Consider the following 14,276-nt stretch of genomic DNA (forward strand, 5'->3'; position numbering starts at 1 on the left):
CGACGGTCAGTTGTCGTACTCGTCCAGCGGCGGGCAGGAGCAGACCAGGTTGCGGTCGCCGAAGGCCCCGTCGATGCGGCGGACCGGCGGCCAGTACTTGTCGGCGGTCGAGACGCCGGCCGGGAAGACCGCCTCCTCGCGGGTGTACGGGTGGTTCCACTCGCCGCCCAGCGCGGCCGCGGTGTGCGGGGCGTTGCGCAGCGGGTTGTCCTCGGCCGGCCACTCCCCGGAGCCGACCTTCTCGATCTCCGCCCGGATCGCGATCATCGTGTCGCAGAAGCGGTCGAGCTCGGTCAGGTCCTCGGACTCGGTGGGCTCGATCATCAGCGTGCCGGCCACCGGGAACGACATCGTCGGCGCGTGGAAGCCGTAGTCGATCAGCCGCTTGGCGATGTCGTCGACGCTGACGCCGGTGGCCTTGGACAGCGGGCGCAGGTCGACGATGCACTCGTGGGCGACCAGGCCGGCCGGGCCCGTGTAGAGCACCGGGTAGTGCGGCTCCAGGCGCTTGGCGATGTAGTTCGCCGCGAGGACGGCGACCTGGGTGGCACGCTTGAGGCCCTCGCCGCCCATCAGGCGCACGTACGACCAGGAGATCGGCAGAATGCCGGCGGAGCCCCAGGGGGCGGCCGAGATCGGGCCGACGCCGGTCTCCGGGCCCGCGGTGGGCTGGAGCGGGTGGTTCGGCAGGTAGGGGGCGAGGTGCGCGCGCACCGCGACCGGGCCGACGCCGGGGCCGCCGCCGCCGTGCGGGATGCAGAAGGTCTTGTGCAGGTTCAGGTGCGAGACGTCGCCGCCGAAGTGGCCCGGCTTGGCGAGGCCGACCAGGGCGTTGAGGTTGGCGCCGTCGACGTACACCTGGCCGCCGGCCTCGTGCACCAGGCCGCAGATCTCGGAGACGTGCTCCTCGAACACACCGTGCGTGGACGGGTAGGTGATCATCAGCACGGACAGCTCGTCGCGGTACTGCTCGATCTTGGCGCGCAGGTCCTCGACGTCGACCTCGCCGTCGTCGGCCGTCTTGACGACGACGACCTTCATGCCGGCCATCACCGCGGAGGCGGCGTTGGTGCCGTGCGCGGAGGACGGGATGAGGCAGACGGTGCGCTGGTCGTCACCGTTGGCGCGGTGGTACGCGCGGACCGCGAGCAGACCGGCGAGCTCGCCCTGCGAGCCGGCGTTCGGCTGGATCGAGACCTTGTCGTAGCCGGTGACCTCGGCGAGGCGCTCCTCCAGCTCGGTGATGAGCGTGAGGTAGCCCTGCGCCTGCTCGACCGGGGCGAACGGGTGCATCTGGCCGAACTCGGGCCAGGTCACCGACTCCATCTCGGTGGTCGCGTTCAGCTTCATGGTGCAGGAGCCGAGCGGGATCATGCCGCGGTCGAGCGCGTAGTCGCGGTCGGCCAGCTTGCGCAGGTAGCGCAGCATCGAGGTCTCGGAGCGGTGCGCGTGGAAGACCGGGTGGGTCAGGTACGCGTCGGTGCGCAGCGCGTCGGCGGGCAGCGCGTCCTCGGTGTCGGCGTCCAGGGCCTCGACGTCGGCGGTGACGCCGAACGCGGTCCAGACGGCGGCCAGGTGGGCGCGGGTCGTCGTCTCGTCGCAGGACATCGAGACGTGGTCGGCGTCGACCCGGTAGAGGTTGACGCCGGCCTCGCGGGCGGCGGCGACGACGGCGTCGGCGCGGCCCGGGACGCGGGCGGTGAGGGTGTCGAAGAAGGCGCCCTGGGTGAGCTCGACGCCTCCGGCGCGCAGACCGGCGGCGAGGATCGCGGCGTAGCGGTGGGTGCGCCGCGCGATCTGCTTCAGGCCGTCCGGGCCGTGGTAGACGGCGTACATGCCGGCCATGACGGCGAGGAGCACCTGCGCCGTACAGATGTTGCTGGTGGCCTTCTCGCGGCGGATGTGCTGCTCGCGGGTCTGCAGGGCCAGGCGGTAGGCCCTGTTGCCGTCGGCGTCGACGGAGACGCCGACGAGACGGCCGGGCAGGGAGCGGGCGTGCTTGTCCTGGACGGCCATGTAGCCGGCGTGCGGGCCGCCGAAGCCCATCGGGACGCCGAAGCGCTGGGTGGTGCCGACGGCGATGTCGGCGCCGAGCGAGCCGGGCGAGGCCAGCAGGGTGAGCGCGAGCAGGTCGGCGGCGACGGTGACGATCGCGCCGAGCTCGTGGGCCTGGTCGATCACCGGCTTGATGTCGCGGATCGCACCGGAGGCGCCCGGGTACTGGAGGAGCACGCCGAAGACGCCGCGCTCGGCGACCTCGGCCGGGATGCCGGCGGACAGGTCGGCGACGACGACCTCGACGCCGGTCGGCTCGGCGCGGGTCTCGATGACGGCGATGGTCTGCGGCAGGGCGTCGGCGTCGACGAGGAAGACACCGTTCTTGACCTTGCCGACCCGGCGGGACAGCGCCATGGCCTCGGCGGCGGCGGTGCCCTCGTCGAGGAGGGAGGCGCCGGAGGTGGGCAGGCCGGTCAGGTCGGCGACGACGGTCTGGAAGTTGAGCAGCGCCTCCAGACGGCCCTGCGAGATCTCCGGCTGGTACGGCGTGTAGGCGGTGTACCAGGCCGGGTTCTCCATCACGTTGCGGAGGATCACCGGCGGGGTGAAGGTGCCGTAGTAGCCGAGGCCGATCATCGGCGCCAGGACCTGGTTGCGGTCGGCGAGGGCGCGCAGTTCGGCCAGGACCTCGGCCTCGGTGCGGGCGGCCGGCAGGCTCAGGGCCTCGGCGTTCTTGATGACGTCCGGTACGGCCGCGGCGGTCAGCTCGTCCAGGGAGCCGTAACCGACCTGGGCGAGCATCTTGGCCCGCGCCTCGGCGTCGGGTCCGATGTGCCGCTGCTCGAAGGGGATGCCCTGCTCGAGCTCGGAGAGCGGAGTGCGGTTGGCGGTCATGTGCGGGGGCCTCCTGGTCGTCACGACCTGCGAGGGGCACCACGGCGCGGGTGCCCGGACGGCCTCCCCCTCTGTCATCCAAACCTGAGAGCTTCACCGGCCCGCCTCGCGGAGGACCGGCTTTCACCGTCGGTGAGAGCGGATGCCGTCGACGCCCGCCCTGCTTTCCAGAGTGACCTCGTCCGCGCGGTACAGGGGCCTGAGAGATTCCGGGGAGGATTTGCTCCTTCGGCGCCTCCGAAAGGTTTCTCCGGAGGACTCTCCCGCGCGGGGTCGACAGCCACAGCCAGCCTACCAGCGCCGTTCCTTCTCTCCGTCGCTCAAGTGGCCGACATCCCAGATGTGCACTTTCGTAGGGGTGTAGAGCCGTTGCGACCTGTTGGAGGGACCGTGCAGACCGATATCGATCCGCGCAGCCTGATCGGCCGCAAGGCCTACGACCGGAACGGGAACAAGATCGGCACGGTGGACGAGGTGTATCTGGACGACGCCACCGGAGTCCCCGAATGGGCCGCCGTCCGCACTGGCCTTTTCAGCCGCGACGCCTTCGTCCCCCTGGAGCCGAGCGAAATGGTGGGCGACGCCCTCCACATCCCGTACGAGCGCTCCCTGATCAAGGACGCCCCCGACTTCGGTGTCGGCCGCCACCTGTCCCCGGAACAGGAACTCCAGCTCTACCGCCACTACAGCCTCGCGCTGCCCGCCGTCCCCCAGGACATCCCGGACCGCGACTTCGGCCGTCTGGCGGGCCAGGAGGAGTCCTGACGGCCGCCTGAGCACCCCGGCCCACCCGGGCCGCGCGGCTCAGGCCACCGCTCCCGTCGCCCCTCCCGGGACCAGCGGCAGCGGATCGGAGGGCTCCAGGTCCGGATCGTCGACCGGGAACGTCCGGACGCGGCCGGGCGCCGAGCCCGGCTCCTCGAACCGGACGGTGACCCGCCCGACCCCGCTGCCCTGCACCCAGCCCGGCCCGTAGACGGCGTGCCGCACGTCGTGCCCGGCCGCCCAGCGCCGCTCCGCGGTCTCGGTGGCCGTCGCCGGCGCGGCCGGCACGGTGGCGGCAGCCGCCTCGGGCACCGCCGTCTCCCCCGGCTCCCGGGCCACGCGCTCCGCCTCCGTCCGCTCCGCCTCCGTCCGTGCCTGTTCCGCCTCCGCCTGCGCGAACAGGTCCTCCTGCGTGTAGTCGGCGAGGCCGCTCACCCCGACCCCGAGCAGCCGCACCCCGCCCGTCGTGTCCACCAGGTCGAGCAGCCGCGCCGCCGCCTCCTTGACCACCACCGGGTCGTCCGTCGGCCCCCGCAGCGTCTCCGACCGGGTCAGCGTCGAGAAGTCGTAGCGCCGCACCTTCAGGACGATCGTCCGCCCCGAGTGCCCCGAGCCCCGCAACCGCGCCACACACCGCTCGGCGAGCCGCTCCACCTCGAGCCGGATCCGCAGCCGGTCGTGCAGGTCCACGTCGAAGGTGTCCTCCACCGAGACCGACTTCGCGTCCCGCTCGGCCACCACGGGGCGGTCGTCGTGCCCGAGGGCCATCCGGTACAGCGAGCCGCCGTGCGCCCGCCCCAGGAGCCGTACGAGCTCGTCCTCGCCGGCCTCCACCACCTCGGCCACCGTGGTGATCCCGGCCCGCCGCAGATGCTCACCGGTCGCCGGGCCGATGCCGGGGATGATCCGCACCGACCGCGGCCCGAGCAGCTCCCGCTCGGTGCCCGGCTCGATCAGCACGAGTCCGTCCGGCTTGGCCTCCTCCGAGGCGATCTTCGCGAGCATCTTGGAGCCGGCCAGTCCCACCGAGCCGGTCAGACCGGTCGTGGTCAGGATGTCGCGCCGCAGCCGCTCCCCCGCCGCCCGCGCGCTCTCGCTGTCGTCGGCCACACCGCCGGCCTCCAGGTCCACGAACGCCTCGTCGAGACTCAGCGGCTCCACCAGCGGTGACAGCCGCCCGAGGAGCTCCATGACCTGTCCGCTGATCGCCCGGTAGAACGCGAAGCGCGGCACCAGATACGCCGCGTTCGGCGCGAGCCTGCGCGCCTGCGCCATCGGCATCGCCGAGTGCACCCCGAAACGCCGCGCCTCGTACGAGGCGGTGGCGACCACCCCGCGCGGCCCGAGCCCGCCCACCACCACGGGCTTTCCGCGCAGACTCGGCTTCGACGCCTGCTCCGCGGCGGCGAAGAAGGCATCCATGTCGAGATGCAGGATCGTGGGCGCGGCTCTCACGGTTCCGATGCTGCCCTACGCCACTGACAATCGGCCCGCACGCGCGTACGGGCCGTTCCGTTCCCCCGTACGGGGGATTCCGTTCCCCGGGTGACCGGGGTCAGACGGCCCTGTCCCGGCGCCGGCGCGCCAGCTCGTCGGCCGGGTTGTGCCCGATCAGCGTCTCGCCGGTGTCCACGCGCTCGCCGTGGAGCTGTGACAGCGCCGCCTCGACGTCCCGCCACACCACTCCGACGGCGATACCGAAGACGCCCTGGCCGCCCTGGAGCAGGTCCACGACCTCGTCCGGCGAGGAGCACTCGTAGACCGTCGCGCCGTCGCTCATGAGCGTCATCCGCTCCAGATCGCGAAAGCCACGGGCCCGCAGGTGCTGCACCGCCGCCCGGATGTTCTGCAGCGCCACCCCGGTGTCCAGGAAACGCTTGACGATCTTGAGGACGACGACGTCACGGAAGCTGTAGAGCCGCTGCGTCCCGGAGCCGTACGCGGGCCGCACGCTCGGCTCGACGAGACCGGTGCGCGCCCAGTAGTCCAACTGGCGGTACGTGATGCCGGCCGCCGCACAGGCCGTGGGACCGCGGTAACCGATGGCGTCCGAGCCCACGTCCGCGGCGGCGCCCTCGTCCGTACCGAAGTCGCCCACACTGCCGTGAAGCGGATACGGGCCCTTCTCCCCGGGGGCACGCCCCAGGAATCCCCCTGCCGTACCGTCGCCGCTGCTCATCACGCCGACCCTCCGTCCTTGACCTGCCCACACGAAGGTAGGCAGTCACTCGGGGTGCGTCAACGATCGCCACACTCGGCACGCCGAGTGATAATCACCCTGAGAGTGGTTTCTCGTGCCCCACTCCGGGGAAAGGCTACTCGAATGCTCCCAGGGCGCTCTCCGTCGGCGACCTGACGGCCCGCCGGACGGCCTACTGGTTGCCCTGGTTGCCCGTCCCGAAGTCCTCCGGGGAGATCTGGTCGAGGAACTCGCGGAACTTCTCCACCTCGTCCTCCTGCTCGTCCGGAATCGCGATCCCCGCGTCGTCGAGCACACCGTCACTGCCGTAGATCGGCGTTCCCGTGCGCAGTGCCAGCGCTATCGCGTCGGACGGCCGGGCGCTCACCTCCACACCGCTGGCGAAGACCAGCTCGGCGTAGAAGACACCGTCCCGCAGGTCCGTGATGCGGACTTCGGTGAGCTCCTGCCCCACGGCCTCCAGGACGTCCTTGAAGAGGTCGTGCGTCAGCGGCCTGGCCGGGGCCATGCCCTGCTGGGCGAAGGCGATCGCGGTCGCCTCCCCCGGTCCGATCCAGATGGGAAGGTAGCGGTCGCCTCCCACTTCACGCAGGAGCACGATCGGCTGGTTGGAGGGCATTTCCACCCGGACACCCACAACGTCGAGCTCGTTCACACAGCAACCCTAGGACGTGCCCGACCGGTTTGGGTAGTCGGGCCGGTCCGAGATCACTGCAGACGGAGTCCGAGCGCGGTCTGGACCAGTGCCGCGTGCAGCCGTACGGACAGCCCGGCGAGCTCCTTCGCGGTCGCCTCCGCATGGGCCCTGGTCTGCGGATTACGGTGCCGGCGCAGCGGCGCCACCATCTGCTCGACCAGACCGGCCTCCCGGTCGGCGGCGGCCTTGACGGCCCGCAGATGCCGGGGTTCCAGACCGAATCTCCCCAGATCCGCCACCAGCTTGGCGACCGTGACGGTCTCGGCGTCGTAGCCGCCGCCCTCCGCCTCGGCGACCAGGCCGTACGACTCCCATTCGGCGAGCTCGGTCTCGGTCACCTCGGCGGCGGCCAGCAGCTCGGCGCGGCCGATCCTGGCCGCCGTGGGCGGCTCGGCGTCCGCCTCCAGCGCCCCGTCCAGCAGGTCCCGCTGGGGACTGGGCGAGGGCAGCTTGATCTGCTCACCCCGGGCGAGGGCGTCCAGATGCTCGCGGATCACCTTGAGCGGCAGATAGTGGTCGCGCTGCATCCGCAGGATCTGAGCGAGCCGCTCCACGTCCTGCGGGCTGAACTTCCGGTACCCGGAAGCCGTCCGGCGGGGCTCGACGAGCCCCTCGGCCTCCAGGAACCGGATCTTGGAGATGGTCACTTCGGGAAACTCGTCGCGCAACTGGCTCAGCACCGTCCCGATGCTGACCAGCCGGTCGCCCGCGGCGGCGGCGCCGAGACCGGCGCCGCCCGTCGGTGTACGCAGCATGGACCTTCCCTGAAGGTTCTCCGGAGCGTCACACGCTCCGCTGGCTCGCGAAGAAGACGAGCCGGTACTTGCCGATCTGCACCTCGTCGCCGTTGGACAGCACGACCGAGTCGATCGGCTCCCGGTTGACATACGTGCCGTTGAGGCTGCCGACGTCCGACACCGTGAAGGTCCCATCCTGGCCGCGCCGGAACTCCACATGGCGACGCGACACGGTCACGTCGTCCAGGAAGATGTCGCTCTGCGGGTGACGGCCGGCCGTGGTCAGCTCGCCGTCCAGCAGGAAGCGGCTGCCCGAGTTCGGACCGCGGCGCACGATCAGCAGCGCGGAACCGGACGGCAGCGCCTCCACGGCCGCGAGCGCCTCGGGCGACAGCGCCGGAAGCGCGGTCTGCCCGGTGACCTCCGAGTCGTATGCCTCGAGCCCCGAGATGGAGATCGTCGACGTCGTCTCGGACGCGCGCTCCGGAGCCACCCCGCCGCGCAGCGGCGCGCCGCAGTGGGAGCAGAAGCGGCTGTCCGCCGTATTGCGGTGACCGCACCTCGTACACACCGGCATGGACGCGTCCTCCTGCCGCGGCTGCCCCGCGGAGGTCTGGGTCGCGTACGGGTCGGAGGTCGACCCTCCACCCGTACCTGAGGTTGATGGTTCTCCGAAACCTATGCGCGCGGCACCGGCAGGGTCAACAGACGACGCGCCCTGTGTGCCCGGAATGTCGCCACCCGGACCACCGACCTCGTCGCGGAAGAGGGGGCGCTCGCCGCCCTGTTCCTCACCCTGCGCGTGGCGCGGCGCGCGATGCTTGGCGTTGCCGCCGTCCTCGCGTCCGCTCTTGCCGAACAACTTCGCAAACAACTTCACGGGCGATTCCCCTTGACCGAAACAGACCCGCCCGTGGGGCAGGACGAACCCTGACTGAACACACCTGCCGACCCGGACACCTTCACAACGTCCGTGGCCACTCGACAGTTTCCACCACGCACCACCCATGTGGTGCGGCGACCCCCCGCAAGGTCATGCCCTTGCCGCGTGACCGTCACGGACCCCCGCCTCACTGCGAGGACGACCGAGCGTAGTCAGGCCGCTTCGCAGGCCGCAAGGCGTCGACGACGATCTTCCCTGAACGCTGCACCGTGGCCGTGGCCTGCTCCTTCTCCAGTGTCTGGACGACACCGCCGGGGATGTTGAGCGCGGGCTCCAGATCCTCCGGCTTGCCGATGACCTTGAAGACGTACGGAGCGGCCACCTGCGTTCCATCGATCCGCATATCGCGTCCGCCGCCCGAGAAATAGCTGTCCGCCACCACGCGCACGTCGTTGACCTGGATGGCCTCCGCACCCGCGGCTCGCAGTTCCTGGATGGCGTCGAGCAGCATGTCCGACTCGACGGCACCGGTGGAGTCCGTGATCGTCAGCGTGATCCCCGGGCCCTCGGCGGCGACCGTGCCGGCCAGGATCCCGAGCTGCCGCTCCTTCTCCTGGGTCTGCCTCCGCGCCTCCTCGGCCTGGTCCGAACTGGACTCCAGCTCCGAGCGCTGGCCCTCCAGGCGCGTCTTCTCGTCCTCCAGGCGCTGGGTGCGGTCGTCGAGCTCGTCGAGGATGCGCACCAGGTCCTCCTGGCGGGCGCCGCGCAGCGCGCTGTTGTCGCTGGTCGACCGCACCTGGATGGCGAGTCCGAGACCGAGCACGAACAGCAGCAGCGCCACGACGAGTTGAGCCCGGCTCACCCTGGGCGGCCACAGGCTGGCGGCCAGCCGCTGCCGCCCGGTGACCCCGGACGCGGCCGGCGGTGCGGGGCTCGGAGGTACCGGGGCCGGAGGGACCGGGGCAGGGGCCGGAGGCGGTGGCGGTGCCGGGGCCTGAGGGGCCGGTGCCGCGGGGCGCGGCTCGGGCTGGGGCAGGGGCTGTGCCTGCCGGGCCGGGGGCTGGGGCTGCTGTGGGGGCTGCTGTGCCGGATTCTTATCGTTCTCGCTCATCGGCCTCACGCCCGGAACACGTGCCGCCGGATGGCGGCGGCGTTGGAGAAGATCCGGATGCCGAGCACCACGACCACACCGGTCGACAACTGCGCGCCGACGCCCAGCTTGTCGCCGAGGAAGACGATCAGCGCGGCCACGACCACGTTGGACAGGAACGACACCACGAAGACCTTGTCGACGAAGATCCCGTCGAGCATGGCCCGCAGTCCGCCGAAGACCGCGTCGAGGGCGGCGACCACGGCGATCGGAAGATAGGGCTCGACCACCGCGGGAACCTCGGGCCGGACCAACAGTCCGACCACGACTCCCACGATCAGGCCCAGTACGGCGATCAAGATGTGCCCTTCCCTGTGTCGGCCGTGGCCCGCCCGGTGGCCTTCGCCCCGGCTCCCCTCGGCTCTGCTGTACGTACGATCAGGCTCGGCGCCGCCGGCAGACGCACCTCGGCCTCCGCGGAGATGCTCGTACGGATCCCGAAGTTCTCCCGCAGCGCGTGCAGATACTGACCGTCGGCGCTGTCCTGGAACGCGGTGCTCAGCCGCTGTCCGTCGCCGACGGCGAGGATCGTGTACGGCGGCACCAACGGCTTGTTGTCGACCAGTATGGCGTCACCCGCGGCCCGGATCGCCGACAGCGCCGTCAGCCGCTGCCCGTTGATCGCGACCGCCTCCGCGCCCGACTCCCACAGACCGTTCACGACCCGCTGCATGTCCCGGTCGCGCACCCGCCCCGTGTCGGAGAAACCACTGCTCTCGCGCGGTCCGCCGCCACCCGTGTCGGTGCCCTTGGCATCGTCCACGACGAGCTTCACGCCCGGTCCCTGGACCGGCGTCGCCCCGGACAGCAGCGCCACGAGCTCGGCCTGGTCACCGCCGTGCTGCTCCAGCGCCTTGCGCTGCCGCTCGCCCACCTCGGCGCGGATCCGCTCGACGTCCTGCTCCAGCCGGTCGGCCGCCGAGGCGTCCGACTCGATCCGGTCGATCAGCTCCTGCCGCTCCTTGGCCACCACGGGCGCCGACACCCGCGCCTCGGCCGCTCCGAGCGTCACCACGGCGGCCGCCAGCACCAGGCCGGCCGCGAGACCGAGCTTGGCCCGGATCGTACGGGGAAGGCCACCGCCCTCCGCCGCCCGCCGGGCCGACGCCTCCGCGTACCCGTCGTCGAGCGCGTGGTCGATCACGTTGTTCAGCAGCGACATGGACGCATCCGGGCGCGGAGGGGGCGTTCCTGTGCTCCGAACGGGGGGCTGCTGCGACATGCCGCACATCGTCGCACGTCGCACGCCCTACCGCCGAATGGCCCCTCCGAAGAGGCCGGGAGGTACCGTGCGGTACCTCCCGGCCTCACCGGACCCGTCGGGGCGCGGTTCCTCAGTGCCCCGCGCTGTCCACCACGGCCGACCACTCGTCGAGCAGGGCCTGGGCGGAGGCGTCGTCCGGGCCCTCCGCCCACAGATGGGTGACCGCCTCGGCCGGGTCGGGCAGCACCATCACCCAGCGCCCGTCGGCCTCGACCACCCGCACACCGTCGGTGGTGTCCACGGACCGGTCGCCGGCCGCCTCCACCACCCGCCGCATCACGAGCCCCTTGACCGCCCACGGCGTCGCGATGTCCCGCTTCAGGACATGGGCCCGCGGGATCCGCGCGTCGATCTGGCTCAGGGTGAGCTGGGTGCGCGCGACCAGACCGATCAGCCGGACGAAGGCCGCGGCGCCGTCGAAGACGCTGCTGAACTCCGGAACGATGAAACCACCCCGGCCGTCACCGCCGAAGATCGTCGACTCCTCCCGGCCGACCCGCGTCAGGTCGTCCGGCGAGGTCGTCGTCCACTCCACCTGCGTGCCGTGGTACGCGGCGACCTGCTCGGCGATCCTCGTGGTCGTGACCGGCAGCGCGACCCGCCCCGATCTGCGCTCGGCCGCGACCAGGTCGAGCAGCACGAGCAGCGCCCGGTCGTCCTCGATGATCCGGCCCCGCTCGTCGACGAGCGACAGCCGCTCACCCACGGGGTCGAACCGCACGCCGAACGCGGCCCGCGCCGAGGCGACGATCTCCCCGAGCCGTACGAGACCGGCCCGCCGGCTCTCGGCGGACTCGGTCGGCCGCGACTCGTCCAGACCGGGGTTGATCGTCAGCGAGTCCACCTGGAGCCGGCCGAGGAGGCTGGGCAGAACGAGCCCGGCGCTGCCGTTGGACGCGTCCACGACCACCTTGAGGCCGGCCTCGGCGATCCCGGAGGTGTCGACGTTCCGCAGCAGCGATCCGGTGTACGAGTCGAAGACGCTGGCCGGGAAGGACAGGTCGCCGATCTCGCCGGGGAACGCCCGTCGGTACTCCTGACGTGCGAAGACCCGGTCGAGCTTGCGCTGTCCCGCCTGGGACAGGTCGGCGCCCCGCTCGTCGAAGAACATGATGTCCACGGAGTCCGGCACACCGGGCGAGGTACGCACCATGATGCCGCCGGCGCTGCCGCGTGCGGTCTGCTGCCGGGCCACCGGCAGCGGCACGTTCTCCAGGTCGCGTACGTCGATGGCGCTGGCCTGCAGCGCCGAGATCACCGCCCGCTTGAGCGCCCGGGCGCCTCGGGAGTGGTCACGCGCCGTGGTGACGGTCGCGCCCTTCTTCAGCGTGGTCGCGTACGCGCCGGCGAGCCGCACCGCCAGTTCGGGGGTGATCTCCACGTTGAGGATGCCGGAGACGCCTCTCGCCCCGAACAGGTGGGCCTGTCCTCGGGACTCCCAGATGACGGAGGTGTTGACGAAGGCACCGGCCTCGATCGTCTTGAACGGGTAGACCCGGACGTTGCCCTGCACGATCGATTCCTCACCGATCAGGCACTCGTCGCCGATGACCGCCCCGTCCTCGATCCGGGCCGCCCGCATCACATCGGTGTTCTTGCCGATGACGCAGCCGCGCAGATTGCTCTGCTGCCCGATGTAGACGTTGTCGTGGACGACGGCCTTGTGGAGGAAGGCACCGCTCTTGACGACGACGTTGGAGCCGATCACGGTGTGCTCGCGGATCTCGGCCCCGGCCTCCACCTTGGCGTAGTCGCCGATGTATAGCGGCCCGCGCAGTACGGCGTCGGGGTGGACCTCGGCCCCTTCGGCGACCCAGACGCCCGGAGAGATCTCGAAGCCGTCGATGTCGACCTGGACCTTGCCCTCGAGGACGTCGGCCTGCGCCTTGACGTAGCTCTCGTGGGTGCCGACGTCCTCCCAGTAGCCCTCGGCCACGTAGCCGTAGATGGGCTTGCCTTCCTTCATCAACTGCGGGAAGACATCTCCCGACCAGTCGACCGGGACGTCCGCCTTGACGTAGTCGAAGACCTCGGGCTCCATGACGTAGATGCCCGTGTTCACCGTGTCCGAGAAGACCTGACCCCAGGTGGGCTTCTCCAGGAAGCGTTCGACCTTTCCTTCCTCGTCGACGATCGTGATGCCGAATTCCAGCGGATTCGGTACCCGGGTCAGACAGACCGTGACGAGGGCGCCCTTCTCCTTGTGGAAGGCGATCAGGTCGGTGAGGTCGAAGTCGGTGAGCGCGTCGCCGGAGATGACGAGGAAGGCGTCGTCCTTCAGCGCCTCCTCGGCATTCTTCACACTCCCCGCAGTGCCGAGCGGCTTCTCCTCGTTCGCATAGGTGAGCTCCATTCCGAGCTCTTCGCCGTCCCCGAAGTAATTCCTGACGAGGGAGGCGAGAAACTGCACGGTGACGACGGTCTCGTTGAGACCGTGCCTCTTGAGCAGTCGCAGGACATGCTCCATGATCGGCCGGTTGACCACCGGCAGAAGAGGCTTGGGCATGCTCGAGGTCATGGGGCGAAGGCGAGTGCCTTCACCACCGGCCATCACGACGGCCTTCATGTCGGAAGCGTCCTCCTTAAGAGACGACGGTCCTGCCGACTGCACCTGTCCGCTCAACGGGCCCTGGGGCGTCTTCGTTCATGCCGGCGCCGTTGCTCGGCAGTACGGACGGGCTCAATCGGCCACGGTATCCGCCTTCACGAGTCGGCGGACCTGGACCACGTAGAGGATCCCTGCCCACCAATACAGAGTTGTACCCCATCCGGCGAAGGCCCACCCGAAAACTTCGGCGAGTGACGCCAGCCACCCGTTTCCGTCACTGAGGAGCAGCAGCGGGAACGCGTACATCAAGTTGAAAGTGGCAGCTTTGCCGAGGAAGTTCACCTGCGGCGGCGGATACCCGTGCCGGCGAAGGATTCCCACCATGACGAGCAGCATCAGCTCGCGGGCCAAAAGGGCGACGGTGAGCCAGAGCGGCAGGATCTCCCGCCAGGTGAGGCCCACCAGCGTGGAAAGGATGTACAGCCGGTCGGCGGCGGGATCGAGCAGCCGGCCGAGCTTGCTGATCTGGTTCCAGCGCCGGGCGAGCTTGCCGTCGAGATAGTCGCTGACGCCGCTGAGCGCCAGGACGAGCAGCGCCCAGGGGTCGCTGTTGGGCCCGCCGAACTCGGGGCGGAGGATCAACCACAGGAACAGGGGCACGCCGGCGAGGCGAGCCATGCTCAGGATGTTGGGGATGGTGAGGACCCGGTCCGTCTGAACGCGAGTCTCCTGGACCTCCACCCGGGGGCCTCCTGTGGGAACGAGCTGACGATGCCCCCTGACCTTACCTTCAGCCGGGAGGCCGGGACGCACAGGGGTCTCCTGAACGCAGAAAAGCCCCGCACCATAAGGTGCGGGGCTTTCCCACAATGATTGTTCGGCGGCGTCCTACTCTCCCACAGGGTCCCCCCTGCAGTACCATCGGCGCTGAAAGGCTTAGCTTCCGGGTTCGGAATGTAACCGGGCGTTTCCCTAACGCTATGACCACCGAAACACTATGAAGTTGAACCGCCGCACCCCGACCAAGTGGGGGGCGTGTTCGTTACTTCAGAACTAACACAGTGGACGCGAGCAACTGAGGACAAGCCCTCGGCCTATTAGTACCGGTCAGCTCCACCCATTACTGGGCTTCCACATCCG

At 70.4% G+C, this 14,276-nt stretch carries 12 protein-coding genes, 1 rRNA gene and 1 riboswitch; of the genes, 1 reads left to right on the forward strand and 12 read right to left on the reverse strand.

The genetic code is table 11. The features are described from left to right. Positions 1-6: 6 nt before the first annotated feature. Positions 7-2,892, reverse strand: a complete 2,886-nt coding sequence (gene gcvP / locus ABZ135_RS19655; protein ID WP_356697396.1) for an aminomethyl-transferring glycine dehydrogenase — start codon at positions 2,890-2,892, stop codon at positions 7-9. Between the two features lie 177 nt (positions 2,893-3,069). Then, positions 3,070-3,168, reverse strand: a riboswitch (glycine riboswitch). Between the two features lie 114 nt (positions 3,169-3,282). Here gcvP and ABZ135_RS19660 point away from each other — a divergent pair. Next, entirely contained in the window at positions 3,283-3,657 is a 375-nt protein-coding gene (locus ABZ135_RS19660; RefSeq protein WP_356697398.1) for a PRC-barrel domain-containing protein, read from the forward strand. Between the two features lie 39 nt (positions 3,658-3,696). Here the strand turns inward: ABZ135_RS19660 and ABZ135_RS19665 are convergent, their stop codons facing one another. The 11 genes from ABZ135_RS19665 to rrf form a co-directional block, all read right to left on the reverse strand. Further along, entirely contained in the window at positions 3,697-5,112 is a 1,416-nt protein-coding gene (locus tag ABZ135_RS19665) for a DNA polymerase IV (RefSeq protein WP_356697400.1), read from the reverse strand. A gap of 100 nt (positions 5,113-5,212) precedes the next feature. Then, positions 5,213-5,836 carry a MerR family transcriptional regulator gene (locus tag ABZ135_RS19670; protein WP_352080229.1) on the reverse strand — a complete coding sequence of 208 codons (624 nt, stop codon included), beginning with the start codon at positions 5,834-5,836 and terminating at the stop codon, positions 5,213-5,215. A gap of 193 nt (positions 5,837-6,029) precedes the next feature. Beyond that, a complete protein-coding gene (locus tag ABZ135_RS19675) occupies positions 6,030-6,512 on the reverse strand; it encodes a bifunctional nuclease family protein (RefSeq protein ID WP_352080228.1) in 483 nt (160 codons plus the stop codon). A 53-nt stretch (positions 6,513-6,565) separates the two neighbouring features. Then, positions 6,566-7,309, reverse strand: a complete 744-nt coding sequence (locus ABZ135_RS19680; RefSeq protein ID WP_356697403.1) for a MerR family transcriptional regulator — start codon at positions 7,307-7,309, stop codon at positions 6,566-6,568. 28 nt (positions 7,310-7,337) lie between these two features. Continuing rightward, complete coding sequence (locus tag ABZ135_RS19685) at positions 7,338-8,300, reverse strand: FHA domain-containing protein (RefSeq protein WP_356697405.1); 963 nt, start codon at positions 8,298-8,300, stop codon at positions 7,338-7,340. Positions 8,301-8,361: 61 nt separating this feature from the next. After that, positions 8,362-9,285 carry a DUF881 domain-containing protein gene (locus ABZ135_RS19690; protein ID WP_356697407.1) on the reverse strand — a complete coding sequence of 308 codons (924 nt, stop codon included), beginning with the start codon at positions 9,283-9,285 and terminating at the stop codon, positions 8,362-8,364. Between the two features lie 5 nt (positions 9,286-9,290). After that, a complete protein-coding gene (locus ABZ135_RS19695; RefSeq protein WP_015032176.1) occupies positions 9,291-9,623 on the reverse strand; it encodes a small basic family protein in 333 nt (110 codons plus the stop codon). Further along, positions 9,620-10,555 carry a DUF881 domain-containing protein gene (locus ABZ135_RS19700; protein WP_356697419.1) on the reverse strand — a complete coding sequence of 312 codons (936 nt, stop codon included), beginning with the start codon at positions 10,553-10,555 and terminating at the stop codon, positions 9,620-9,622. Before ABZ135_RS19700 ends, ABZ135_RS19695 begins: the two co-directional genes overlap by 4 nt. A 103-nt stretch (positions 10,556-10,658) precedes the next feature. Continuing rightward, complete coding sequence (locus tag ABZ135_RS19705; protein WP_356697409.1) at positions 10,659-13,154, reverse strand: mannose-1-phosphate guanyltransferase; 2,496 nt, start codon at positions 13,152-13,154, stop codon at positions 10,659-10,661. 114 nt (positions 13,155-13,268) lie between these two features. Then, on the reverse strand, positions 13,269-13,877 hold the full coding sequence (locus ABZ135_RS19710) for a CDP-alcohol phosphatidyltransferase family protein (RefSeq protein ID WP_356697411.1): 609 nt from the start codon (positions 13,875-13,877) through the stop codon (positions 13,269-13,271). Positions 13,878-14,011: 134 nt separating this feature from the next. Further along, positions 14,012-14,128 (reverse strand): 5S ribosomal RNA (gene rrf, locus ABZ135_RS19715). Between the last annotated feature and the right edge of the window lie 148 nt (positions 14,129-14,276).

It is taken from the genome of Streptomyces sp. NPDC006339, from assembly GCF_040612775.1.
Lineage (GTDB): Bacteria > Actinomycetota > Actinomycetes > Streptomycetales > Streptomycetaceae > Streptomyces.

What these genes read in the sequence shown, in the direction of transcription:
- gcvP (WP_356697396.1), bottom strand. Translation starts at nt 2,892, where the DNA reads ATGACCGCCAACCGCACTCCGCTCTCCGAGCTCGAGCAGGGCATCCCC.
- ABZ135_RS19670 (WP_352080229.1), bottom strand. Translation starts at nt 5,836, where the DNA reads ATGAGCAGCGGCGACGGTACGGCAGGGGGATTCCTGGGGCGTGCCCCC.
- ABZ135_RS19680 (WP_356697403.1), bottom strand. Translation starts at nt 7,309, where the DNA reads ATGCTGCGTACACCGACGGGCGGCGCCGGTCTCGGCGCCGCCGCCGCG.
- ABZ135_RS19685 (WP_356697405.1), bottom strand. Translation starts at nt 8,300, where the DNA reads ATGGGTGGTGCGTGGTGGAAACTGTCGAGTGGCCACGGACGTTGTGAA.
- ABZ135_RS19690 (WP_356697407.1), bottom strand. Translation starts at nt 9,285, where the DNA reads ATGAGCGAGAACGATAAGAATCCGGCACAGCAGCCCCCACAGCAGCCC.
- ABZ135_RS19700 (WP_356697419.1), bottom strand. Translation starts at nt 10,555, where the DNA reads ATGTGCGGCATGTCGCAGCAGCCCCCCGTTCGGAGCACAGGAACGCCC.
- ABZ135_RS19705 (WP_356697409.1), bottom strand. Translation starts at nt 13,154, where the DNA reads ATGAAGGCCGTCGTGATGGCCGGTGGTGAAGGCACTCGCCTTCGCCCC.